The sequence below is a fragment of the Flintibacter sp. HCN-6482 genome, assembly GCF_037892565.1.
GTDB classification, from domain to species: domain Bacteria; phylum Bacillota; class Clostridia; order Oscillospirales; family Oscillospiraceae; genus Lawsonibacter; species Lawsonibacter aceti.
The window spans coordinates 459,329-483,986 of record NZ_JBBKBK010000002.1 but is presented as its reverse complement, the minus strand read 5'-3'; the positions used below and the strand labels follow the sequence as shown (position 1 = coordinate 483,986).

At 56.7% G+C, this 24,658-nt stretch carries 24 protein-coding genes and 1 tRNA gene; 7 read left to right on the top strand and 18 right to left on the bottom strand.

Annotation, left to right across the window (positions count from 1 at the left end):
- Positions 1 to 51 precede the first annotated feature (51 nt).
- From WKS99_RS07310 to WKS99_RS07285, 6 genes are all read left to right on the top strand, one after another.
- Positions 52 to 468: a cupin domain-containing protein gene (locus WKS99_RS07310; protein ID WP_147571187.1), complete on the top strand. Its 417-nt coding sequence runs from the start codon at positions 52 to 54 to the stop codon at positions 466 to 468.
- Positions 469 to 507: 39 nt separating this feature from the next.
- On the top strand, positions 508 to 1,260 hold the full coding sequence (locus WKS99_RS07305; RefSeq protein ID WP_340405659.1) for a carboxymuconolactone decarboxylase family protein: 753 nt from the start codon (positions 508 to 510) through the stop codon (positions 1,258 to 1,260).
- Positions 1,261 to 1,280: 20 nt separating this feature from the next.
- Positions 1,281 to 2,426 carry an aldo/keto reductase gene (locus tag WKS99_RS07300; RefSeq protein ID WP_147571189.1) on the top strand — a complete coding sequence of 382 codons (1,146 nt, stop codon included), beginning with the start codon at positions 1,281 to 1,283 and terminating at the stop codon, positions 2,424 to 2,426.
- A 13-nt stretch (positions 2,427 to 2,439) separates the two neighbouring features.
- Positions 2,440 to 2,838: a MerR family transcriptional regulator gene (locus WKS99_RS07295; RefSeq protein ID WP_240287845.1), complete on the top strand. Its 399-nt coding sequence runs from the start codon at positions 2,440 to 2,442 to the stop codon at positions 2,836 to 2,838.
- Between the two features lie 171 nt (positions 2,839 to 3,009).
- Positions 3,010 to 3,801, top strand: a complete 792-nt coding sequence (locus tag WKS99_RS07290; protein ID WP_340405658.1) for a sulfite exporter TauE/SafE family protein — start codon at positions 3,010 to 3,012, stop codon at positions 3,799 to 3,801.
- A gap of 2 nt (positions 3,802 to 3,803) precedes the next feature.
- Positions 3,804 to 4,922, top strand: coding sequence for a radical SAM/SPASM domain-containing protein (locus tag WKS99_RS07285; protein WP_147571192.1), 1,119 nt, complete (start codon positions 3,804 to 3,806; stop codon positions 4,920 to 4,922).
- A 50-nt stretch (positions 4,923 to 4,972) separates the two neighbouring features.
- On the opposite strand, the gene WKS99_RS07280 is transcribed toward WKS99_RS07285, so the two are convergent.
- From WKS99_RS07280 to WKS99_RS07200, 16 genes are all read right to left on the bottom strand, one after another.
- Positions 4,973 to 6,076, bottom strand: a complete 1,104-nt coding sequence (locus tag WKS99_RS07280; RefSeq protein ID WP_147571193.1) for a GntR family transcriptional regulator — start codon at positions 6,074 to 6,076, stop codon at positions 4,973 to 4,975.
- 13 nt (positions 6,077 to 6,089) lie between these two features.
- Entirely contained in the window at positions 6,090 to 7,442 is a 1,353-nt protein-coding gene (locus tag WKS99_RS07275) for a sulfatase-like hydrolase/transferase (RefSeq protein ID WP_340405657.1), read from the bottom strand.
- Between the two features lies 1 nt (position 7,443).
- Positions 7,444 to 8,958, bottom strand: coding sequence for a tripartite tricarboxylate transporter permease (locus WKS99_RS07270; RefSeq protein WP_147571195.1), 1,515 nt, complete (start codon positions 8,956 to 8,958; stop codon positions 7,444 to 7,446).
- Between the two features lie 18 nt (positions 8,959 to 8,976).
- Positions 8,977 to 9,492, bottom strand: coding sequence for a tripartite tricarboxylate transporter TctB family protein (locus WKS99_RS07265; protein WP_186852477.1), 516 nt, complete (start codon positions 9,490 to 9,492; stop codon positions 8,977 to 8,979).
- A gap of 96 nt (positions 9,493 to 9,588) precedes the next feature.
- Positions 9,589 to 10,629, bottom strand: a complete 1,041-nt coding sequence (locus WKS99_RS07260) for a tripartite tricarboxylate transporter substrate-binding protein (RefSeq protein WP_147571197.1) — start codon at positions 10,627 to 10,629, stop codon at positions 9,589 to 9,591.
- A gap of 719 nt (positions 10,630 to 11,348) precedes the next feature.
- Positions 11,349 to 11,425: transfer RNA gene (locus tag WKS99_RS07255), tRNA-Arg, on the bottom strand.
- Positions 11,426 to 11,639: 214 nt separating this feature from the next.
- Positions 11,640 to 12,821: a sodium ion-translocating decarboxylase subunit beta gene (locus WKS99_RS07250; RefSeq protein ID WP_147571198.1), complete on the bottom strand. Its 1,182-nt coding sequence runs from the start codon at positions 12,819 to 12,821 to the stop codon at positions 11,640 to 11,642.
- Positions 12,822 to 12,836: 15 nt separating this feature from the next.
- Complete coding sequence (locus tag WKS99_RS13485) at positions 12,837 to 13,496, bottom strand: OadG family transporter subunit (RefSeq protein WP_147571199.1); 660 nt, start codon at positions 13,494 to 13,496, stop codon at positions 12,837 to 12,839.
- A 16-nt stretch (positions 13,497 to 13,512) separates the two neighbouring features.
- Complete coding sequence (locus tag WKS99_RS07235; RefSeq protein ID WP_262669786.1) at positions 13,513 to 13,932, bottom strand: biotin/lipoyl-containing protein; 420 nt, start codon at positions 13,930 to 13,932, stop codon at positions 13,513 to 13,515.
- Positions 13,933 to 14,133: 201 nt separating this feature from the next.
- Positions 14,134 to 15,270 carry a (R)-2-hydroxyglutaryl-CoA dehydratase subunit beta gene (gene hgdB, locus WKS99_RS07230; protein ID WP_240287852.1) on the bottom strand — a complete coding sequence of 379 codons (1,137 nt, stop codon included), beginning with the start codon at positions 15,268 to 15,270 and terminating at the stop codon, positions 14,134 to 14,136.
- Positions 15,267 to 16,730 carry a (R)-2-hydroxyglutaryl-CoA dehydratase subunit alpha gene (gene hgdA / locus WKS99_RS07225; RefSeq protein ID WP_147571202.1) on the bottom strand — a complete coding sequence of 488 codons (1,464 nt, stop codon included), beginning with the start codon at positions 16,728 to 16,730 and terminating at the stop codon, positions 15,267 to 15,269. The genes hgdB and hgdA overlap by 4 nt, the downstream gene beginning before the upstream one ends.
- Positions 16,731 to 16,795: 65 nt before the next feature.
- Positions 16,796 to 16,966: a hypothetical protein gene (locus WKS99_RS07220; RefSeq protein ID WP_186852475.1), complete on the bottom strand. Its 171-nt coding sequence runs from the start codon at positions 16,964 to 16,966 to the stop codon at positions 16,796 to 16,798.
- Positions 16,963 to 17,757: a (R)-2-hydroxyglutaryl-CoA dehydratase activase HgdC gene (hgdC, locus tag WKS99_RS07215; protein WP_340405656.1), complete on the bottom strand. Its 795-nt coding sequence runs from the start codon at positions 17,755 to 17,757 to the stop codon at positions 16,963 to 16,965. Before hgdC ends, WKS99_RS07220 begins: the two co-directional genes overlap by 4 nt.
- A gap of 145 nt (positions 17,758 to 17,902) precedes the next feature.
- Complete coding sequence (locus WKS99_RS07210) at positions 17,903 to 19,651, bottom strand: acyl-CoA carboxylase subunit beta (RefSeq protein ID WP_340405806.1); 1,749 nt, start codon at positions 19,649 to 19,651, stop codon at positions 17,903 to 17,905.
- A 187-nt stretch (positions 19,652 to 19,838) separates the two neighbouring features.
- Positions 19,839 to 20,642: a glutaconate CoA-transferase subunit B gene (gene gctB, locus WKS99_RS07205; RefSeq protein WP_147571205.1), complete on the bottom strand. Its 804-nt coding sequence runs from the start codon at positions 20,640 to 20,642 to the stop codon at positions 19,839 to 19,841.
- Positions 20,643 to 20,662: 20 nt separating this feature from the next.
- A complete protein-coding gene (locus WKS99_RS07200) occupies positions 20,663 to 21,760 on the bottom strand; it encodes a CoA transferase subunit A (RefSeq protein WP_240287854.1) in 1,098 nt (365 codons plus the stop codon).
- A gap of 254 nt (positions 21,761 to 22,014) precedes the next feature.
- Between WKS99_RS07200 and WKS99_RS07195 the strand changes: the two genes are divergently transcribed.
- Positions 22,015 to 22,860: an AraC family transcriptional regulator gene (locus WKS99_RS07195; RefSeq protein WP_340405655.1), complete on the top strand. Its 846-nt coding sequence runs from the start codon at positions 22,015 to 22,017 to the stop codon at positions 22,858 to 22,860.
- A 149-nt stretch (positions 22,861 to 23,009) separates the two neighbouring features.
- Here the strand turns inward: WKS99_RS07195 and WKS99_RS07190 are convergent, their stop codons facing one another.
- Together WKS99_RS07190 and pgsA are read right to left on the bottom strand one after the other, a co-directional pair.
- Entirely contained in the window at positions 23,010 to 23,888 is an 879-nt protein-coding gene (locus WKS99_RS07190) for a YitT family protein (RefSeq protein ID WP_147571208.1), read from the bottom strand.
- A 24-nt stretch (positions 23,889 to 23,912) separates the two neighbouring features.
- A complete protein-coding gene (gene pgsA / locus WKS99_RS07185) occupies positions 23,913 to 24,437 on the bottom strand; it encodes a CDP-diacylglycerol--glycerol-3-phosphate 3-phosphatidyltransferase (RefSeq protein WP_147571209.1) in 525 nt (174 codons plus the stop codon).
- Between the last annotated feature and the right edge of the window lie 221 nt (positions 24,438 to 24,658).

The following is a 24,658-nucleotide window of genomic DNA, read 5'->3' as shown; positions in this document are numbered from 1 at the left end:
ACTCCAGTGTATACAGTAGGAGCGATCAAACTACACTGTGAGGTCTGCCAAATGAAACATGGTTTGTCTAATTCTGTAATCTTCGCACGCGGAGAGGAAAACACCGACTTTGCCCAGTATTTTGTTGGACGAAGCTATCTGAACATACTGTCTCTCCAAGGCGTAGTCATCGGCAACGTCACCTTTGAACCAGGCTGCCGCAATAACTGGCACATCCACCAAGCATCCCAGAGTGGTGGTCAGATCCTGCTATGTACCGGAGGCCGGGGCTGGTATCAGGAGTGGGGCCAGGAACCCAGAGAACTCCATGCTGGTGATGTGGTCCATATCCCCGCAGGCGTCAAGCACTGGCATGGCGCAGCCAAAAACAGTTGGTTCGTCCACTTGGCGGTAGAAGTTCCTGGACAGGATACCTACAATCAGTGGTTGGAGCCGGTGGATCAGAGCCAGTATGACCTGCTGCCCTGACAATCAGTTCTTCATGGCAATACAAGGAGGAGATCACCTATGCCGCTGTCTGAAACCGCCCAAAAAAATTATACTCGGATGTTTGGAGATTTTCCGCCTCCCCTGGCTGACTCCGACCCAGAATTTACCCGTCTGTTTCTGGATTTTGCGCTGGATGAGGTACCAAGCCAGACAAAGCTAGACGACCGGACCCACTTTTTGACTGTTCTGGCTGCCCTCATGGGGTGCCAGGGACTAGACTGTTTTCAGGCCATGGCCCCTGCCGCTCTTCGTTCCGGCCTCTCTCCAGTGGAACTGAAAGAACTAGTCTACCAGGGAACCGCCTATCTGGGTCTGGGGCGGGTGCTCCCTTTTTTGAAGGCCGTCAATGAGGCTCTCACCGCTGCCGGTGTCCCTCTGCCCCTGGAGGAGCAGGGCACCACTGATCCCGACAGCCGTCTGGAAGCAGGCAATCAGGCCCAAGTGGATATTTTTGGGACACATATGCGTGGCTTTCAAAATAGCGGGCCCCAGGAAAGCCGCCACATCAACCGCTGGCTGGCCGGCAACTGCTTTGGCGATTATTATACCCGCGGCGGGCTGGATTACCGGGACCGAGAGCTTATCACCTTCTGCTTTCTGGCCGCCCAAGGTGGCAGTGAACCTCAGCTCACTAGCCACGCCGCCGCTAATCTGCGGCTGGGAAATGATAAGCCCCTTCTAATCCGGGTGATCTCCCAATGTCTGCCCTATATTGGCTATCCTAGGAGTCTCAACGCCCTTACCTGCATTGATCAGGCAGCTACAAAATAAAAGAACAGGAGAACTACAACATGAAATACCGCATACTGGGCCGCACTGGCCTTCGGGTCAGTGAGATCGGCATGGGCTGCGAGGGGCTGGTAGACAAGCCCTATACAACCGTGAAGGAATTTATTGACCAGATGGAGGAGAGCGGCATCAACTGCATCGACCTCTACTCCCCTGACCCGGATATGAGGTCTAACCTGGGTCGCGCCCTCCGGGGGCGCCGCAACAAGTTTGTCCTTCAGGCCCACCTGTGCACCATCTGGAAGAACGGTCAATACAAGCGGACCAGGAACATCGACGAGGTGCGCGAGAGCTTTGAGGATCAGCTCCACCGCCTGGAAACGGACCATGTGGAGATCGGCATGGTCCACTATGTGGATTCTCTCTCTGACTGGGAGGCGGTCCAGTCTGGGCCGGTCATGGCCTATGCCCAGCAGCTGAAGGCGGCGGGCCGCATCGGCTGCATCGGTCTGTCCAGCCACAACCCCCAAGTAGCCCAGGCGGCAGTGGGCAGCGGTCTTATCGACGTGCTCATGTTCAGTGTCAATCCCTGCTACGATCTGCAGCCCGCCAGCGAGGATGTAGAGGAGTTGTGGGCGGAGAAAAACTATGAAAAAGACCTAGTCAACATGGACCCACAGCGCCAGGCCCTCTATGAGAGCTGCCAGAGGCAGGGAGTGGGCATCACCGTGATGAAGGCTTTTGGGGGCGGCGACCTGCTCAGTCAGTATTCCCCTGCCGGAAAGGCTCTTACCCCCTTTCAGTGCCTCCACTATGCCCTGACCCGCCCCGGTGTGGCCTCAGTCATGTCAGGGGCCCGAACTCTGGAGGAACTGCGTGTTTGTTTGGACTATGAGCAGGCCAGCGAAGAGGAAAAGGACTATGCCGCCGCCTTTGCCTCCCTGCCTAAGATCAGTTGGAAGGGACACTGTATGTACTGCGGTCACTGCGCTCCCTGCCCTAAGGGGATTGACGTGGCCTCCGTCACCAAGTTTTTCAATCTTGCCAAGGCGCAGGGCCAGATTCCGGAAACGGTGCGGGAGCATTATATGGGTCTCCCCAGCCACGCTGGGGCGTGCATCGCCTGCGGCGCCTGTGAGAATCGCTGTCCCTTTGGCGTCCCTATCATCCGAAATATGGCGGACGCTGCCGCTCTGTTTGGACTGTAAGGAGGACTGTTCCATGACCATTGCCGAAGTGAGCAGACAATATGATATCTCTGCCGATACCCTGCGGTACTACGAGCGTATCGGACTCATTCCTCCGGTCCCCCGGAACAAGGGCGGCATCCGTGACTATGACCAGGAGTCCTGCGGCTGGATCGAGCTGATGAAGTGTATGCGTTCGGCCGGGGTACAGATCGAGGCTCTTATCAAGTATGTGGACCTATTTCAGCAGGGAGACGCCACTCTGGATGCCCGAAAGGCTCTGCTGATGGACCAGCGGGATCGGCTGATGGCCCGCATGGCGGATATGCAGGCCTCGCTGGACCGGCTGAATGACAAAATCCAGCGTTATGAGCAGGGGCTGATGTCCCAGGAGCGCCTGCTCCAGCGACTCCATACGGAGCGCCAGATGTAAAACTGTCCATAAAAGGCGCCCGGCTTATTGACCGGGCGCCTTCCCCTGTATTTTATTAATCGCCCTCCGGCCTCCCACGGAATTCTTTTGTCCATTTCCTCTGGAATATGCTATAATGAGAGCAAAGCACGTTCTCTTCTGGAGATGGAAGCGGACCGGGAGGTAATTTCTATGCAGTACATACTATATTTTTTGATCGCCATCGGCGCTACCACAGTGGGCTCCCTCACGGGGATGGGAGGCGGAGTTATCATCAAGCCGCTGATGGATGTGATGCACCACTTCGATGTGGAGACCATCGGTGTCTTGTCCTCCATCACGGTCTTCTCCATGTCCGCTGTTTCCATTGGAAAGCAGATGCTGGCCAAGGCACAGATTCCCTTTCAAATTGCCATTCCCCTCTCTCTTGGTTCTGTGGTGGGCGGCTACATCGGACAGTGGATGTTGAGCGCCATCGTATCCGGCGTTCAGGCCCAGGGCTTGGTCACCGTAGTCCAGAACGGACTGCTGGCCGTCCTCATCCTGTGTGTCTACCTCTATATGAAGCATAAGGCGAATATCCGGGGGCTCCAGCTCTCCGGGGTCCCGGTATCCCTGGCGGCCGGCTGCTTTCTCGGCATCTGTTCCTCTTTTCTAGGGATCGGCGGCGGCCCGATCAACGTAGCCCTTATCATCTACCTATACTCTGTCAGCACGAAAATGGCCACTGTCTGCTCTCTGATGACCATTCTTTTTGCCCAGATCTCCAAGCTGGTCACGGTGGCCCTTTCTACCGGGTTTCTGGTATATGACCTGTCTGTCGCTCCGGTCATGGTGGTGGGCGCCATCGCCGGCGGCTTTCTCGGCGCCAGCTTGAGCAAGCGGTTCTCCGAGGCGGGAGTCGAGCGGGCCTTCAACTGCGTTCAGCTCCTGGTGCTGGCCATTGCCCTGTTCAATATCGCCCGCAACCTGATTGGGGGGTGAGCATGGGAAATCTCACTTTCTTAGTCAAGCCCGCCTCCAGCCTGTGCGGGATGCGATGCCGCTACTGCTTTTATGAGGACATTTCTGCCCTTCGGTCCGTCAAGAGCATGGGCGTTATGTCACTGGAAACCGCGCACCGGCTCCTGGAGTCTGGCATACAGGCGGCAGGTCCTCATGGCTCCCTCCAAATCACCTTCCAGGGCGGCGAACCCACGCTGGCTGGTCTGGACTTTTTCCAAAGTTTTATCGCTTTGGAGCGGGAGCTCTGCCCTTCTACAATCCAAATCAGCCACTCCATCCAGACCAACGGAATGGCGCTGGATGGAGACTGGGTCCGGTTTTTTCAGGAAAATCGGTTTCTGGTAGGCCTGTCTCTGGATGGAAGCCGGGAGATCCACGACCGCTTCCGGGTGGACGCCCAGGGCCGGGGAAGCTGGGACCGGGCGACCCGTTCCCTGGCCCTTTTGGACAAGGCCGGTGTGGAAACCAACCTTCTGTGCGTCATTACAGGTCCTCTGGCCCGCAGCGCCCAAAAGGTGTATCATTCTCTGAACAAGCTGGGCAGCCATGCCCTTCAGTTCATCCCCTGCCTGGACCCCCTGGAGGGGGAACGTGGGTGTATGCCCTGGTCTCTGACCCCCCAGCGGTACAGTCAGTTTCTTCGAGACCTGTTTGACTGCTGGTATCTGGATTTGCAGCGAGGCCACTATGTGAGCATCCGTCTCTTTGACGACTATCTCCGCATCCTGGCCGGGATGCCCCCCAGCACCTGTGCCTCCTCTGGTGCCTGCGGAAGCTACTTGGTCGTGGAGGGGGACGGCGGCCTCTATCCCTGCGACTTCTTTGTGCTGGACCAGTGGTATCTGGGCAATATCCACCAAATGTCTGTAGAAGAGGCCGTCCAGAGTCCGAGAGCCCTGGCCTTTCTGGATGAGGGCCGCCGCCGGCCCCGAGACTGCCTTGGCTGTCCCCACCTCTCCCTCTGCCGGGGCGGGTGTCCCCGGGATTGGACTGGACTTGGACTGGACAGAGCAAACTACTACTGCCCTGCCTTCCACGCCTTCCTGGACTACGCCCTCCCCCGGCTTCGGCAGGCCGCGGGAGCCATTCTATCTAAATAAACAAAAAAGCCCTGAGCGGTCCTGTCTGGACTGCTCAGGGCTTTTTTGTTTCAAAGTTCCCGAATGGAGGTGCCGATGTAGATTTTGGGTTTCATCACATAGGTATAATTTTTGTCGTCACAGTCCCGGCGCTCGATCATGGTCATCAGGCGGGTAGCCACCAGTTGGCCCACCTTCCTACCCTGATGGACAGAGCAGGTGATCCCCTCTGCTTCCCAGTCATTCCCAGAGTAGTCAAAGCAGACCAAGGAACAGTCCTCAGGAACCCGCCTTCCCTGCTCCTCCAACACCTGGCGCACCAGGCGGTAGATCATATAGTTGCAGCATACCACCGCAGTATACTTGGGCAGGCTCCGCAGAAAGCGGTCAATGGAGCGGGCAAAACGGGGATCGTGGGCCTCGTTAGACACGCACCACTTGATATAGTCGTCCTGGTAATCCACCCCCCGCTTGATCAGGGCGGCGGTGGTTCCCTGGAATTTCTCAATGCTCTGATAGTTGTCATAGACGAAAATACCCGCAATCTGCCGGTGTCCCGCCTGTACCAAAAGCCCAATCAGCCGGTCAGCGCACTCCATGTCGTTGACGATGACCCGGGGATAGTGCAGATTTTTATAATAGTTGTTATAGAAGATGACCGGGATGCGCCGGCGATAAATTTCCTGATAGCAGTCCAGATTTGGGTTGAGCAGACTGGCCTTTACACCGTCGATAATAAAGCCATCAAAATGCTGGTGCACCACTGTCTGTAAGCAACGCCGTTCCGTGGAAAACTTGTTGTCTGTAAAGAACACCCGCAGATCCACCCGGTCAGCGGGGAGCACGCTCTTTACCCCTTCCAGCAGACCGGAATTGGCGTTGGAATCCTGCCCCTGAAGGATCAGTCCAATCTTTTGGGCGGTGGATCCCACATCCAGTTCTCTTGACAGGGCGGCCTCCTTATTGATGTAAGTACCACTGCCCTTTACCCGGCGGATCAGTCCCTCCTGGTCCATACGGGCCAGGGCGGACCTGGCCGTCTCCCGGCTGATGTCCAGCCGGCGGCACAGGGCGTTCTCCGAGGGAAGCTTCAAATTGCCGGAAAACTTGTTTTCATCAATATAGGCCAGCAACCAGCGGTAGACCTGCTCCGACTTTTTATCGGCGCCTGCCAAGGAAATTCCCTCCTCAGTCAACAATGGCCGGCCGGGTCCCCTCCGCCCGCTCGATCCAGTCCGCCAGGCGGGCACGCATATCCTCCTTCACCTGGGCATAGGAGGGATCGGCTACCACGTTGTTCAACTGCCAGGGATCGACCTTCAGATCATAGAGGAAGTCGTCCGCGTAGAGGTCAGAGGCTGCCGCCTCGCCGCCGTTGACACCGGGGGCATAGACAGAGTAGAGATAATCGGCCGTACGGACGCAGCGGCCCACCCGGCTCTCCGAGATCTGGGCGAACACCTGGTTAGGTCTATTATCGTCCTTTTTCTCCACTACGTCAAGGAGGTTCTCTCCGATCATCTCATCGCCCACGTCTACACCAGCTAGGGCCAGAATGGTCTTGGGCAGGCTTTCGGTGGACACTAGCTCCTCCACCGCTACACCGCCCTTGAAGGGGCCGCCGGCGATGACCAGGGGCACATGGAGGGCGCCGTCATGGCAGGATCGCTTGTAGTCATCGTAGCCGTTGAGATGGCCGTCGGTGTTTCGGGTTTTGAAGTGGGAGCCGTGGTCGGAGGCAAAGATGATGACGGTATTATCGTACAGCCCCTCCTTTTTCAGCCGCTCCACCAGCCGTCCCAGGTTCTCGTCCAGGCTGGCGCACTGGCCCAGGTAGTCAGGGTACTCCTCCGCGGCGTTGCCTTTGAGCACCTCCAGATCGTGGGGCAGGACGAAGTTCCTGTACTTCTCCTTGGAGCCCTCGGGTCCCTCGTAGTGCTTGCGGTCATTCTGGTGGTGGGGCTCGATCTGGGAGATGGTCATAAAGAAGGGCTTTTTCCGGTCATAGGTGTCAAAGAACTCCAGCGCCATGTTGTTGATGCAGTCGGCCCGGTAGCCCTTGAAGTCGACGCGGTTGTTGTTCTCGTCGAATACATAGCCGTTATAGCCGTGGGAGGTAAACTCCAACACGTCGGCGGCCCTCCAGTATCCGGTATATCCACCCCGAAGCTCCTTGGGAATGGCAGTGATGGTGTGGTCAATCGTGGGGGGCTTCTCCAGCTCGCCGTCACTGGCCAGGTGCCACTTGCCGATGTAGGCGGTCTCATATCCCGCCTCCTCGATGTAGTTGGCCAGGGTCTTGACGCCAGCGGGCAGCATGATGTTGTTGCGGAAGCAGCCCGTCTCGGTGGGATATTTTCCGGTCTGGAACAGGGCGCGGCAGGGGCCGCACACCGGCTGGGGGGAAAAGGCGTTATCAAACTTCACGCCTTCCTGGGCCAGTTTGTCCAGATTGGGGGTGATGTCCAGAGGCTGGCCGAAACAGCCGCAGGTATCCCAGCGCTGCTGGTCGGTGAAGTAAAAGATAATATTATTGGGCATATCAATTGTCCTCCTTCTGGACGGCGGCCTTGGCAGCCTTGGCCTCTTTCAGCTTGCCGCGAATGATGGCGGCCAGCGCCACGACGATCAGCGCCAGGAATATCTTGCAGTAGATACTCTGGAAGAAAATGCTGGGGCTGCCGTCGGAGATAAGCAGGGCACGGCGGAAGTTGGTCTCGGTCATGCTGCCCAGCACCAGGCCCAGCAGGATGGGCACGGGAGGCAGGTCCAGCTTGCGCAGGACCCAGGCCAGCACGCCGAAGATGAGGGCCACGCCCACGTCAAAGTAGTTTTCGTTAACGGAGTAGGCGCCGGCAAAGCAGAAGATCACAATGATGGGGGTAAGAATCTCCTGGGGGATGGAGACCACTTTTGCAAACAGGGTGGTAAGGAACTTGCCCTGGAGCAGCATAAAGAGGTTGACCAGGATGAGTCCCAGCATGATGGCATACATGATATCGCCATCTGTAGTGAACAGAGAAAGGCCGGGGTTCAGGCCGTTGATCATCAAGGCGGAAAGCATGATGGCCACCGTGCCATCGCCTGGGATGCCCAGGGTGAGCAGGGGGATCAGAGTTGCGCCGGTAACGGCGTTGTTGGCCGATTCGGCGGCGGCGATGCCCTCCACGGAGCCGTGGCCGAACTCCTCTGGATGCCTGGACAGGTTCTTGGCAGTGTTGTAGCTGAACCAGGACGCCTCGGAGGCGCCGGTGCCGGGGATGATGCCTACCATCACCCCGATGATAGAGGACATGATCACCGGGCGGGCCATGCGTTTATACTCCTCCCTGGTGATCTTGCCGTCGTCCTTGATCTTGGTGGTGTCCAGATTTAGGCTGCCCAGCCGCTTTTCCGCCTTGGCCAGGATCTCCACCAGGGCGAACAGGCCGATCAGGCAGATGGCCAGATCCAGCCCGAGATACAGCCGGGAGATGCCGAAGGTGAAGCGGTCATAGCTGGTCATGGGGTCCGTGCCCACGCAGGAGATGAGCAGGCCCAAGCAGGCGGAAATCAGGCCCCGGATGATACTCTTGCCGGAGACACCCGCGATGATGGTCAGGCCAAAGACACAGACCATAAAATACTCCGCAGTGCCCAGCTGGGCAGCCACCTTGGCCACCTGGGGGCCCAGGAACAGCAGCATCAGGGCGGAGAACACGCCGCCAAAGGTAGAGGCGTACAGTGCAATCTTCAGGGCCGCCTTGGTCCGCCCCTGCTCAGACAGAGGATGGCCGTCCAGCATGGTGGCCGCGGCGTGTGGCGTACCCGGCGTATTGATCAGGATGGCGGATACGCTGCCACCATAACCGCCGGCGCAGTAGATGCCCAGCAGGAACATCATGCCCGGGATGGCGGTCATGGTATAGGTGACGGGCAGGAACAGGATGACGCACAGGATCACGCTCAGTCCGGGAATAGCGGCAAAGACCGATCCGACGAACACGCCGATATTGATCCACAGGATATTTTCCAGCGTGAAAAGAAGGCCGGTAGCGGGAACGATATATTGCATCATAAAACGTTCAGCCTCCTTCTAAAATTCCACATTCAGGACGAAACGGAAGCACGCCCAAATGACCACAGCCAAGGTGATGGTGATCACATAATAAGAGGGCTTTTTGCAGCGGAAATAGACCAAAAAGCCCAGACAGCAGAACACAGCGCCCACCACAAACAAGTCGGTGAAGCGGCACAGCAGATAGGTGATAACCAGAATGGTCAGGATAGCCAATGCTTTCAGCTCGGTCTGGAGGTTGATCACCTTCCAGTTGAGGGGCTGCTTGGTAAAGAGCTTATACAGCTCCTTGACGATCAGCATCCCGCAGCAAATCATCATCACGACCATCAGCAGGGTGGGGAAGGCGCGGCCATTCACTACGTCCTTGTCCGACACGATCACCTGCTGGGGCATAACGAACAGGATTGCCAGCGCAAAGAGAAAAAAGAGAATTCCCACCGTCAAGTCCACAGGGATGCGGATCTCTTTTTCACAGAGCTTTTCTCCCCATGCGTCCAGACGGGCATGGAATCGATTGATCCAGTTTTTCATCCGAATAAAAACCTCCTCAGTCTGCACACACATAAAACCGGGGAATGGGTGGGATATTTCCCCATCCCATTCCCCAGTTATTGTGGTTGGTCAGGATCAGCCGGCAACGATATCCTTGTACTCGTTGACGATGTTCTTTACATTCTCCACATGGGCGTCCACATCCTCCTGGGACATGGGGTCAACCTCCAGCAGCATGGTATCCTGCAGCCAGGCGGCAACTTCCTCATCGGCCAGGATCTTGCCATACAGCTCCTTCAGAGCAGCTACAGTGGCCTCGTCCGTACCAGCACGGGCCATGATGAAGCAGCGGTTGCGAAAGTAGGGATAGCCCTTCTCACCGACGCCCTCCACGCCCGCGAAGGGTCCATGCTCCAGAGCCTTCTCATCAAAGGCGCAGGGGATGGTCACGCCGCCCTGCTGATAGGTCTCCAGAATTTGGGACTGGTGGGAGACGGCAAACTGGGTCTCGCCCTTGGCCACAGCCTGAGCGGCCTCGGCGGCGGACTGATAGGGAGTCAGCTTCAGCTTGTCACCGGCGCCCATCTTTCCGAACAGGGCTGCGGCCAGGAATGCCTCAGAGCTGGTGGCGCCGTTGACAGCCACACTGATCTCATTGCCGGCGGCTACATAGGCCTCCAGGTCGGCGATGGTCTTGATATTCAAATCAGCGGAGGCGGAGAGCACAAAGATGGAGGAGTAGAGGTTTTCCACATAGGCAAAGTCCTCAGCGGTAAACTTCATTTTGGCAGGATCGATGATGGAGGTAATAGACAGCAGGCCCTCGCCCACAAATACCAGCTCGGGATCATTGGCCTTGGTGTCCATGACCCAGGTATTGACAGTGGCGGCATCGCCCTTAATTGCCTCGGCGACCAGAGTGATCGCGTCGGAATACTCAGTGGACTTAGAGGCGGCCTTCTGGCTCACCATAGCCGCTACACCGGAGGGGGCCCAGGGGCAGGTCACCTTCCAGCTGGACTTCTTGACAGTAGTGGAGGGGGTGCTGGTGCTTGTACTAGAATTGCTAGAGCTTCCGTCATTGGTTCCGGTGTTTTTTCCACTGTCGCCGCAGCCAGCCAGCAGACCAACGGCCATTGCAAGAGCAAGAGATAAGCTAAGTAAACGCTTTTTCATGATTCATTCTCCTTTTTCACAAATTTTCCAGAATTGGGGTGTGTGACCACCACACCTGTTGTCCTCAATATATCATGGTGGATTTTTTGAATCAACAGATTTAAAACAAATTTTTATAAAGTTGTATGGCAATAACCTCTTTTTAGAAATGCTGTATTCTTTTCATTAAAATTTTGTTTATTTTATACAATTTTTATGGTCCTTTTTTGACAGACTCACTCAGTGGCTGATAAGAAGTTTTATATTCAACAGATCTATTTCATATAAACTCTTTTGAATGAAAACCAAACAATTAATTGAAAGAAACCGCACTCTTTATAGTTTAAGAAAGCAAAATCTTAATCTAGTGTGTGGTTCGAATGCTAAATGCAAAAAAGATAACTTACTCAGATTGGCTCAACCTATTTCTGAGTATTTAATGCTCCAAAAGTACAAACCGCCCTTCCGGCGGAAACACAGAAAAACCTAAGAAGTAGTCCATACAATAGTTGAATAAAATTTTTAGATGCAATAAAAAAGACGCCGAAGCAAGACTTACTTACTTCGACGTAAAAAATAGTTAAAATTGATATTGCTGCTCAATAAAATAAGAGCGCCACAAATCGGCGGCCCTAAAGCACCTCAACAACCAAGAGTTCTATCTGAAGATGAGAAGCAACTATTTAGGTGCGCTTTGACTTTAAAAAAGTCGGAGCAAGCCATTATAGCTTGCTCCGACGTGGTACGGCTGAAGGGATTCGAACCCCCGACCTACTGGTTCGTAGCCAGTCACTCTATCCAACTGAGCTACAGCCGCATACCGCAAAGAGGATTTCCTCTTGACAGCTTGGTTATTATAGCACAGTCAGATTTAAAATGCAACCATTTTATTCAAATTTTTTGACTAATTTCTTTTTTTCTTTACACTCATAATTTTTTCTTCCAAATTACCTTGGCCTTCGGAATTATTTTTAAAATAAAGCGGCCCCACGGCGTTTGCCGTGGGGCCGCCCTGCTTATCAAACAGAGGATCAGCCACCGAATACCTTGATCATAAAGCCAGCAGCGCAAGCGGAGCCGATAACACCGGCCACGTTGGGGCCCATAGCGTGCATGAGCAGGAAGTTCGTGGGATTCTCCTTCTGGCCGACGACCTGGGAAACACGGGCGGCCATAGGCACCGCAGATACACCAGCTGAGCCAATCAAGGGGTTGACTTTACCGCCAGTCAGGACATACATCAAGTCTCCCAGCAACAGACCGCCAGCGGTAGACAGCAGGAAGGCAGTCAAGCCCAGAGCAACGATACCCAGAGTCTGGGGAGTCAGGAACTGATCAGCAGTGGCTTTAAAGCCCACAGACAGTCCCAGAGGAATGGTCACGATGTTGATCAGAGCATTCTGAGCAGTATCGGACAGGCGCTCGGTGACGCCGCACTCACGGAACAAGTTACCCAGCATCAGCATACCGATCAGAGGAGCTGTATCGGGGATCAACAGCACCACGAAGATGGTTACAGCGATGGGGAAGATAATCTTCTCCGTCTTGGAAACCACACGAAGCTGGCTCATCTTGACCTGACGCATCTTCTTGGTGGTCATCAGCTTCATCAGCGGAGGCTGGATCAGAGGTATCAGAGCCATGTAGGAATAAGCCGCAATGGCAATCGCCGGCAGCAGATTCACAGACAGCTTCGACGCCGTCAGAATGGCCGTCGGGCCATCAGCACCGCCGATCACGCCGATAGCGGCCGCGTCAGCGGGAGTAAAGCTGATCAGGCCGTTGGTAATGGGACCCAGAGCCAAAGCCATCAGGAAGGCCGCAAAGATACCCAACTGGGCGGCGGCGCCCAGCATCAGAGATACGGGGTTGGCCAGCAGAGGGCCAAAATCCGTCATAGCGCCAATACCCATAAAGATAATGGATGGGTATATGGCGTATTGGACGCCCTGATAGAGCACCCACATAAAGCCCACCGTTCCGCTGTGGGTGGCGGCATCATAGACGGGCTCGTTGAACAGCCCGGTGACCGGCAGGTTAGCCAGCAGCATACCAAAGGCGATGGGAACCAGCAACAAAGGCTCGAAGCCCTTGCCAATGCCCATATATAGCAGGACACAGGCAATAAACAGCATGAGCGCGGTTTTCCAATCCAGAGCGGCAAAGCCAGAACCCTGCATGATCTTAGTCAAAACTTCCGTAACAAAATTCATACTTTACCCCTCCTTTCAACCGATGGTGACCAACAGGTCATCGGTATTGACAGCGGTACCCACCACAGCGGAAACGGACTTGACGGTGCCGTCCGCAGGGGCGGAAACTTCGATTTCCATCTTCATGGCCTCCAGAACCACCAGGACATCGCCTGCCTTTACGGACTGGCCTACGGAGCACTCTACCTTAAAGATGTTGCCGGGCATAGGGCTCTTGACCGCTGTCTCACCAGCCGCCACCGCAACGGGGGCGGCTGCGGTCGGAACCGCGGCCGGAGCAGGCGTAGCGGCGGGAGCAGGGGCGGCAGCCACAGGGGCAGCCGCGGCAGGAGCCGCAGGGGCGGCGGCAATATTGGTGATGCGGAAGGAGTTGGGCGCCATCCCGGACTCCTCAGCAACCGCAGCCATCATAACCGCAACCAGCTCACCCTCATCCACAGCCGGTGCGGCAGGCGCAGCCGCCGGGGCGGGCGCGGGGGCGGCTTTCTTTTGCGGAGCGGGAGCGGCAGACTTTCCCTCGATGGCGTTCACGATCTTGGAAATAACCATGATAACCAGCATCAGGATGGCCAGCATCAGGAATACCACAAGCAGACCACAAACGGCGACCATTAGCGCCTCCGGGACTGAAAGCGGTTCAAATGGATTCAGGATTGCGATATCTGCATTAGGCATAGATCATAGTCCTCCCTTAACCCAGAGTGACCAGCAGATCGTCCGTATTGACAGCGGTGCCTACCACAGCAGAAACAGCCTTGACCGTACCATCCACAGGTGCGGAAACCTCAATTTCCATCTTCATGGCCTCCAGAACCACCAGGACATCGCCTGCCTTCACGGACTGGCCCACAGAGCACTCCACCTTAAAAATGTTGCCAGGCATGGGGCTCTTGACTGCCGTCTCACCGGCGGCCACGGTGGCGGCAGGAGCCGCAGCGGGAGCAGGCGTAGCGGCGGGAGCGGGAGCGGCGGCAGGAGCAGCCACAGGGGCGGCCACGGGAGCGGCAGCCACAGGGGCGGCGGCAGGAGCAACGGCCGCGGGAGCGGCGGCGCCAGTTTTCTCCACGGTCACGCTGTAAACCTTGCCGTTCACTGTAACGTTGTAGTTCATAGCTTGTTTTCCCCTTTACAATTTATTAATCGGCCGCTTAAATACTGACACGGGTATTTCTACTCCAGTATTCACGGCTTATGGTTCTCTCCCGCCTGTTTTAGAGGCGGGAGAGAACTTAAAATCGTGGATATTATACCAGTTTTATCCGTCTTATGTCAAGGTCCGGGTAAATGAGATAAAAATATCTATATAGAAACTTTACAGCACGTCGGCAAATGCCTGGATCGCGGTGCTGGCCTGGCCAAAGTCCCGCATCTGCTGGTCCACACCCAGCTTGATGTGGGGGATGCCCGCCCCATCCAGAGCTTTCTTCAGGTAGGGATACTCCATCTCCTCGGGGTCGCAGAACTGCTGCATGAACAGGACCAGACCCTGAGCGCCGGAGTCCTTGACCAGCTTGACCACAAACTCGCCACGGCGGTTCTGGTTAGAGTGCTCATCGTACAGCAGCACGTCGTAGTCCTGATCAGCGAACTGCTGGGCCAGCGCCATCATGGGGTCGCCGGTCTCAGCAGCGTCCACCAGACAGGGACGGCTCTCATGGGCCACATCGTCGGCGACAATGGCGATCTTATTGTCGTCAAAGATTTGCAACAGCTTGGGGTTGTCGCAGATGATGCCGGAGGTGACCACCTTCTTACCCTTCCAGTTGCAGGCGGGCAGCTTGGACAGCTCCGCGTTCAGCCGCTCCAGCAGATCGGTGTGCTCATCCTTCAGCATGAACCAAGAGGAGCGGAAGACTGCGGAACGGTTGACAGCGGAGATTACATCAGGGTGCTGGCCGGCCAGCTTGGCAAACTCCCTGCGGGCGGCCCGGCTGCGGTTATACACCTTGATAGCATTCCGCAACGCCTCGTCCGTAATAGGAGCGCCGGAGATCTTCTCTAACTCGTTCTTCACATGAGTGTACTGGTCCACGCAGAACTGCAGACCGAAAGCGGGCTTGCGGTGCTGAGGGTGGGCCAGGAAAATGCAGGGCAGCTTGCCCTCCATAGCCACCCGGAAGTTCTGGCTCATGGGGCGCAGGGTGTCACAAATGGTGGGGGTAATCAGGCCGTCCAGGTCGTCCAGTGTGCCATCCAGCAGCATCTCCAGCGCCAACTGGGCGATGGTGCAGTAGAAGGTGGCACAATACTCCTTGGCCTGGGCGATGGTCTTGCTGTTGCTGCCCCAGATGCCCATGGGCACCATCCCAGCGGCATAGACCAGCTCCTCAGGGGCGTAATAGGGCAGGACGCCGATGACCTTCTTACCCTGCTCCTTATAGGCCTTGATCCGACGATAGGGGTGGTCGGAGGCCTCCTTAAACTGATTCAGCAGTACCTCGATGCTCATTTCTCAGCAGCCTCCTTCGCAGCTTTGTTAGCCTCCATGGCCTCTACCAGGCCCTGGACACGGGTCTCATACTGGGCCTCGTTGAAGTTACGGGGATCGGCCTGGTCGCCGTCAAAGCCGGCGCAGGGCACACCCAGATCCTTAGTAAAGCGGCGCTGCATCTCGGCCATGTAACCGGACCAGGGCTTGCAGGAACGGTTATAGTGGACCAGCACGCCGTCCACCTTGTTGTCCCGGCAGATGCCCTCACGCCAATCCACGCCCTGCTCGATACACACAGAGTTGGGGGCCTTGCAGTAGGCGCGGACCATCTCGTCCATGTTATTGTACACGAAGCCGAAAGCGGGGGCGTACACAACGGCGGTGACGTTGACACCATGCTCCTTCAAGGGCTTGAACAGGGAGGGCAGCTTGGGCCAGCAGGGGATACCCTCGAACATGACGCGGTACTGCTCCGGGAAGGGCGTTGTAGACTTACCCTCCTTGATGGCCTCATCCAAATCGCGGGAGAGCTGCTCAAAAGCCTCGGCAGCCTCCACACGGCCGCGGGCGGTCACAACGTCGGCCATGTGGTTGAACAGGTCGAAGCCGGAGTAAGGAGCGGGCTTGTACTGCAGATAGTCGCACACCTTCAGCCAGGCCTTGGCGGTCCGATTGGCGTTGGCGCAGGCTTCGTCAAACTTCTTCTCGTCAAACTTTTTGCCGGTCAGCTTCTCCAGGTCATGAATAGCGTTGTCAAACTGGCCGCGGATATAGGCCACATAGGTATCGTCTACTTCTACCGTATTGTTATAGGGGATATCGATCATGATCAGTGGGATATCGCACATACGGGCAATATTCTCATACCACTTGGTCATGCAGTTGCAGATGTTGTTGCAGCACAGCACAAAGTCGGGCTGAGGCATGCGCATCTGGCGGTAAGGCTTGATGGCCTCCCGGCGGAAGTTCTTATAGGCGATCTCCTTCTCGGTGGTTTCAGGCAGAGCCTCGATCTCATAGATGTCATCCAGCACGGTGTAAGGCTGCATGGTTTTGGGATCCTTCTTGGGCTTGCCAGTCTCAGGGTCGATGACCACCTTGCCGTTCTCGTCCTTCAGGGGCTTTCCGCTGTTGGGGTTGATGACAAACTCCAGCGTTTCAGGGTCAAATTTGCGGCTGGCGCGCTTGCCGGCGGCATAGGCCAGGCTAATACGGGCGTAGCCGCAGATGTCGTTGTCAAAACCCAGGTCCTCGGCGGCCTGACACATGATCTCGCCGTCCCGGTTGGCGGCGATACCGGCGGCCTGGTTTTCAGGGTACATTACGTTCAGGTCAAAGGCGGCGGCCAGCTCACAGGGGAACTTGGAGCTGGACCAGCCCACCAGCTTGCCCTCTTTCTTGGCCACACGGGCGTCGGCGTAGACGTCCTCAACGACCTTACGCAGAGCCTTTACGCCAGGACTTACTTCTTTAGCCATTGTAAATTCCTCCTTACCGGAAAATCAATTTTGCAATCGGCCGCCGAGACAGCGGCCATACTGCGTTACTTCTCTTTGAATGCGCCAATTCCGGCAATCACCAGACCGATGACCGCTATCAAAACCGCAAACTCTCCCCTGCTCATCAGGTCTCCCACAATTGGGAGCCATATCTCCGACAGCAGTAAGACCAGCGCAAACAAAATCAGCGCGATTCCAAAGAAGATCTGTTTCATCCCTTCTGCTCCTTCAGATACTTCTGATAGGCAAACAGGGCGGCGCCCAGGGCGCCGTTATACTGGGTCAGAGGCGAGGTATGGATGGTGTGGCCCAGCTGCTCCTCCAGAGCACTGACGATGCCGATGTTCTGGGCCACGCCTCCGGTCATAACTACCTGGTCCCTAATGCCCACCCGGTGGGCCAAACCGGCCACCCGGTTGGCCACAGAGTGGTGGATGCCGTTGATGATATCCCGCTTATCCGTGTCCTGAGCCAGTTGGCTGATGACCTCACTCTCGGCGAAAACCGTGCAGGTGGAGCTGATGCCCACGTTTTTGGTGGACTGGGCGCCCAGAGTGCCCAAATCCTCCACCTTCACCTCCAGCACTCGGGCCATGACGTCCAAGAACCGGCCGGTGCCAGCGGCGCACTTGTCATTCATAACGAAGTTGGTCATCACGCCGTTCTCAATCTGGAGGACCTTTACATCCTGGCCGCCGATGTCGATAACCGTGCGGACCTCAGGGAAAAGGAAGGAGGCCCCTTTGGCGTGGCAGCTCAACTCGCTCATCTGTTGATTGGCAAACTCCTCCAGGGAGTTGCGGCCATAGCCGGTAGCCAGGATATAGCTCATCTCCTCCCGTGCCTTGCCCGCGTTCTCCAGCACCTGGGAGATAGCCCGCTGGGGCCCGCTGGTGCCGGCACCCACGGGAATCAGGGACTTGGCGACGATGTCTTTGCCATCGGCCAGCATAATGCATTTGGAAGCGGTGGAACCGATATCGATCCCAAGGGTATAGATACTCATACGGTCAATTTCTCCTTGTATTGCTTAGATCGGCCGGATCGCAGCGCGGCAAAAAGGCCGCTCCCCCATCGATCCCATCCACACCCGCATCCGGGGACCTGCCGGCTGGGCAGCTCCCCGGCCGGATGATAGCGCAGGTGTCAGATCACCGGTGGCCCTCGTCGTAGTCCTTGATGGTCCGGGGCAGCAGCATCTGGTGGAAGGGGCAAATGCTCTCAGGATTCTGATAGCAGGAGTCGGTGAAGGCCACGATGTAGTTGCGCATCATGGGCAGGTCCACCACCTCGTCCACCAGACCGGCCTGGGCGCAGAACAGGGGCTTGGACTTGACATCGTAGTCGTCGATCAAGGCGTTCATCTTGTCGATGGTGGGCTGCAGATCCTTGCCCGCCTTCTGGTCCTTGGCCAGACGGCCGGTGTACATGGCGTTGGCAGCGGTCTTGCCGTTCATGACGTTGATCTCGGTGGCGGCGGTGCCCAGGGAGAAGGCGTTGTTGTCGTTGCCCTGGGGCCCACCCAGGACATAGTGGGCGGCGGCGGTGCCGCGGCGCAGGGTAATCTCCATCATGGGCAGCTTGCTGCTCTGGATGGAGTAGATCAGGGACTGGCCCAGGCCCAGCAGCTCGGCCACCTCGGCGTCGTCACCCACGTCGATGCCGGTGGTATCCTGAATCCAGATCATAGGCAGGCGGTCACGGGCACACAGGGTGACAAACTCGTTCATCTTGATCAGCCCCTGGCGGTACAGCTTGCCGCCCGCGCCCATAGACTGGCCGTATTTGGCCACTTTATACTCAGGGTAGTTGGGGAACACGCCCTGCTGATTGGCCACCACGCCCACCAGCAGGCCGTCCACCTTGGCGATGCCGGTGATCATCTCGGGGCCGTAGCCCTTCTTGTACTCCATGAACTGGCTGCCGTCAAACAGGCGGCCGATGACAGAGTACATATCATAGGGACGGTTCTTGTTGTTCAGCACCAGGTCGTACAGCTCGATATCGGACATGGCGGGGGACTGGGGCGCGTCCACACGGAAGAACTCCAGGTCGAAGGTGGGCAGCATATCCACATACTTCTTGATACCGGCGATGACCCCCTCCTGATCGGCGTACACCTCGCGGAAGAAGCCGGTCTGACCGTAGTGGATGGAGACGGATCCGGGAGGATCGGCACGCAGGCCCTTGGTGGCCTCGATCTGGGCCAGAGCGGCCTCCATATCCACATGGGGCTTGGGATTCATGCCGCCTACGATACCGGCGCCGCCTACGGCCATATTGGCCTTCTCATGGGCGATCAACACGGTGGGAGAGATGGAGTGGTAGCCGCCGCCGGCGGGGTTGGTGCCGTGAATGCCTACGATAACGGGAATACCCATCTGGTTCAGCTCAGAGTTGCGGTAGAAGGGGGTGCCGCCGCCCCGGCGGTTGGGGTACACCTTCTCCTGCTTGTCCAGCTCCACACCAGCGCACTCCAGCAGATAGATCAGAGGGATGCGCAGCCGCTTGGCAGTATCAGAGCCACGGAGCAGGTTATCCGCCTGACCGGGAACCCAGGTACCGGCGTGCTTCTTGTTATCGGAAGCGATGATGCAGCACCACTTGCCGTTGACCCGGCCCAGGCCCTTTACGATGGAGGTAGAGCCGTTTTTGTTGTGCTCGGGGTTGTACAGGCTGTTCAGGGGGCACCAGGTGCCGGCGTCCACCAGCAGCGCGACACGCTGCATAGCGGTGAGCTGTCCCTTGGCGTTCATGTCCTCGTCCGCCTTGCCGGCAGACAGGGCGTCTACAATATGGGCGTGGATGTCGTCCTCGATGGCCCTCAGCTCGGCCACGTTCTCGGCGTTGACCTTAACAGGCTTGCCCACCACAGGCATGTTCTGGAAATAGCGGGGCATGGAATAGTTACCCAATGTAATTTCCTCCTTTTATATCGTATCATCTCTGATGCGCGCCGTGCCACCCAGGCGACCATAAATTGTATTGGGTCGCCGACGCCCCCGATCAACACTTGTGTCGGCGGCAGTACAGGCAGGGGAACACGGTCCGAAAGAAAGCATTTCTTCCCATCAGCAACTTATTTTTTTACTCCTTGGGAACTTTAATAAAGGCCTGACCGGGATCAATCTCCTCGCGGATGACCTTGATGATCTCGGGAGAGGGGCCCTCAAAGAGCTGGGCGCGGGACACATCCACCTCGAAGCCGGTGTTCTCCTGAACCATCTCAGGGGAGGAGAAGGGATAGTAGTAGGCCAGGTACATCCGCTTGGTCTCCTCATCGAACTTCATAATGCCCAGGTCGGTGACCACCATCTGGGGGCCGCGGTTGCCAGGCAGGCCGGCGCGCTCGCGGCCGCCGGGGCCATCCATCCAGCCGCAGGAGGTAATGTAGTCGATCTTCTCCATAAAGCGGCGCTTCTGGTGCTGCATCATAATGATGGTGTTGCAGTAGGTGGCGATGCCGTTGGCGCCGCCGGAGCCGGTAAACCGGGTCTGGGGCTTGATGTAGTCACCCTTGCCGTAGATACAGGTGGAGTTCACATTGCCATAGGGGTCGATCTGGGCGCCGCCGATAAAGGCGATGAGCCGGTCCTCGTCGTGGAGCCACTCGTTGGCCTCAAACCCGATGAAGCGCACGTTGGGCCACTGGACAGCGCAGTGAGCCATAAAGCGGTTGTCACCCACAGAGCGGGGGACCTCCACAGGGGAACAGTCCATCAGCCCGCTCTCCACGATGGGGTGGCAGGAGGGGCATACCACCCGCTTGGCAAGGGAGGCGCCGATCAGTGGAAGACCGGTGCCCACAATGACGATCTGGTTCTCTTTGATGTTCTTGGCGATGGCGTAAGCCTGCATCTCCTGCTTGGTATACTTGGTATAATCAGCCATGTCTATGTACCTCCCTGTTCTTAGTGTCTGGTGGAGTAGCCCAGATGGGGCTCGTTCTTCAACCGCATCAAACGGGAACCGCCCACCTTATCCAGCAACTCATCGTGGTCCTTGACGGAGTAAACCCACTTGTCTACATAGTCCTTAAAGGTCTCAGGGATGGCGATGCCGGCGGCGGCATCGTCAGCGGCCTTCTTGGCCTTGGCGGCAGCCTCGGCCAGCTTCTCATCCTCAGGCTTGGCGGCGGCGGCCTTCTCAGCCTTGGCGGCGGCCTTGGCCAGCTGGGCCTTGGCGTCCTCGGCATCCTGGTACTTAGATGCCTTGTCATACTCCTTCAAAGCATGGGAGTCGTTGTCATAGTAGTTATAGCACTGAGAGGGCCAGGCTCCATAAGGGGCGTGGACTACGGCGGAGACACATTCACCGAATATACGGGTCAGAGTGGGGTCGCGGCGGATATACTCGTCGCTGACCAGCTCCTCACAGGTGACAATGACCTTGCGGGCAGCCACGGCGATATCCACATCGTGGAACTCGTCGCCCTCGACGATACAGGTGCCGTCGGGGCTGGCCTTCTGCACGTGGATGATGGCGGTGTCCAGCTTGGGCACAGGGACGGCCACCACCTTCTCGCCAGGCTTGAAGGGATTTTCGATCTCGACGCACTTCAGGTCGTCTACCTTGTCCATGGTCTTGCGCTGCTCCTCGCTGATGCCCCAGTATTTCATCAGGCCGGAGCCCTGCATCAGACGGACAGGCAGGAAGGGCAGGCCCAGGGAGGCGGCGTGGAGCTGGAGCATCAGGACGTCCTGGGAATAGTCCTCATAGGTCAGTTCGCCCTTCTCGATGGCAGCACGGAAACGACGGGAGACATTGGTATAGCCGGAGTTGGCGGTGTAGCAGTTGATGTACGCTTTGACGCGGCCCTCGCCAATCATCATATCCCAATCACCGCCGGCGGGGCCGGCCCAGACAGTAAAGTCCTTCTGACCCTGGCGCAGGATCTCACTCACAGCGGCATAGGGCTTGCGGTTGGTGGTGAAGCCGCCGAAGCAGATACAATCTCCGTTCTCGACGAATTTCGCCACGGCGTCATGCAAGGAATACACTTTGTTCATGGTAAAACCCCCATTACAAAAGATTTTTTCATTCGCTTCTTTTTCTCAAATTTTCAAGGTACTGATATGCGCTCTATATCGGCTATTATTTTAACACAACTGACACAAGAGGTCTATCTTTAATTTATCAAAAAGTTTGCATATCTTCGCCTGCTGTGCTATAATGCTCCTGGCCCTCTCCCCCACGCCGGCCGGGGGGCCTTCCAGGGGCGCTTTGCCCTGAGAAATGAGCCATACAAACGGAGGTTTGCCGTATGACCAATGTGGAGTTTCATCTGCAGCTCAACCACAACGACACCTGGAACATGAGCCGGCTCCATTTTCATGACCACTTCGAACTCCTCCTCCCTCTGACCAGCCCCGGCAACATCTTTGTCAACGACCAGGTGTACCCCCTTCGCCGGGGCACCCTGTACCTCATTGGGGAGAACACCCTCCACCGGACCATGGCCACCGGGGCGCACGCCAGGTATGTCCTCCACATCAGCCGTAAATCCCTGATGCAACTGTCCACCGTTCAAACCGATTTCACCCAGCTCACCCACGACTCCTTCCGCCGGGCTAACCTGAACGGTATGCAGATGACCGAGATCATCGAGCTGTTCCAGGCCCTGGAGCGCAATAAAAACGACGGTTCCTTCGGCAGCGACATCCATCAAATGGTGGCCCTGCTCAATCTGCTGATTCGGGTAGCTCCTACCTTGAATGCCGCCACTGCCGGAGAGGCCATCCACAACAAGGACTTCCTCCGGGTGGCCCCCATTCTAGATTATATCCTGGACAACCTGTCCGAGCCCCTGTCCCTGGATCAGATCGCCAGCCAGTTTTTCATCAGCAAACACTATCTATGCCGCGTCTTCAAGGCGGCCACTGGCTTCTCCGTAATGGAATATATCATCTACAGCCGGGTACTGCGGGCCCGCCAGCTTCTCCAGGAGGGCACCAGCGTCCAGCAGGCCGGGGAGTTGTCCGGCTTCTCAGACAACTCTCATTTCATCCGCACCTTTGGCCATCTCACCGGGGTCACGCCCGGCCGGTATGCCAAGGAGTATCAGAGCAGCGATCAGATCCTGCTCCGTGAAAATCTGAAGCATAGATAGGGACAGGCCCCTTTTTTTCCCGATTTTCCCAGATGAGGCCCCCACTACGGGTCAACATCTGCAAATCAGCTTCTTCTCTTCCTTTTGTCTATTTTGACCGGATATATCAAAGGGCGCTGTGTGCCGCGGCACACAGCGCCCTTTCTTTTTCAATCCCTTGGCCTTCGATAGAACTTCCCGTGGACCCGTTCAGTCCGAATGACATTGACAAAGGCTTTGGGGTCGGCCTGACGTACCTTACGGACCAGGCCCTTGCTTTCTCCCACGCTGACCACCGTATAAATCATGACGCAGGGCTCCCCATTGTACAGGCCAACCCCCTCGATCAAAGTAGCGGTATGGTGGGTATCCTGTATCTGGGCACACACGCCCCCCACCGTTTCCCGTCCCGTGACGATAAACAGGGTGGCCCGGCCGCTGTCCGGGTCCAGCAGACGGATGGTCTGAGTGCTGGTAAACTGGAAAATGATGGAATACAGGGCCCGCTCCCATCCGAAAAGCAGTCCGGCCACCGTCAGCATCACCGCATTGCCCGCCAGAATATAGTTCCAGGCATCGATATTCTTCCGTTCGGACAGGGCGATAGCAATAAAATCAGTACCTCCGCTGGTGGCTCTGGCCCGCAGGCAGAGGCTGACCGCGAAACCGGTGATCAAGCCGCCGAACACACAGATCAGCAGCAGGTCCTCTGTAATGGGGATGGTAGGCACCAGGTCAGTGAAAATGCTGACCAGGACAATACACTGACAGGAATAGAGGGTAAACTTCTTTCCCACAAACCTGAAGCTAATAGCGGCGGGCACCGCATTGAGCAGCAGATATACTGGCGAGAAGGGGATGTCTACTCCCCAAAACTCCCAAGCCGCGCGCTGGGTCAGACGGGCAAGCCCCGTAAAGCCGCCGGGAAACAGGTCGCCGGCCTGGACAAAGCTTTTCATATTGACGGCGATGATAAGCGACGCCAGCGTCACCAGGACCAGGCGGAACAGGATATCTCTGACAGGGGACCGCACCGCTTTTTCCGACATAGCCGCTTCCTCCGTATTACTGGTCTATTTCACATCGGCCAATACGTCCAGGTTCTTCATAAAGTATTCCACGCCGGAATAGATGGTAGCCAGCACGATGACAGCCACACAGATATTGTTGACCCAGGGGGCGATGGGCAACAGCATCAGCACGATGCACACCATAGTGGAGGCGGTCTTTACCTTGCCGGACCAGCCGGCGGCGATGACTCTGCCTTTGTCAGCGGCCACCATACGCAGGCCAGACACCCCGAATTCCCGGATGATGACCACCAGCAGCGCCCAGCCGGGCATCTGGCCAATCTCTACAAACCAGAGCATGGCGGCGGTGACCAGACATTTGTCCGCCAGAGGGTCCATAAACTTTCCAAAGTCAGTGGTCTGGTTATAGTGGCGAGCGATATAGCCGTCCAGGGTATCGGTGAGGCTGGCAATCACAAAAATGGCCAAGGCCCAATAGTTCGCCCCAGGCACATCCAGATAGAGGACCAGCAGGAACAGCGGGATCATAACGACCCGCAGCAAAGTCAGCTTGTTGGCGGTATTCATCTTATCGTTTCTCCTCTTTTTCCGGAACATACTCTATCAATGTCCTCGAATTGGTCATCCAGGTAAGCGCAGAGGTATTCAATGACGCGGGATTCCACATAGACCTTTTTCCGTGTGTATAGTCTCCAGATCAGACACCTCAGCCGCTTTATCTTTTCTAATGACATATTTTTTCAGGCCCTTTTGTTTCAAGAGCTGGAACAGCTTATTATCGAGCAAGG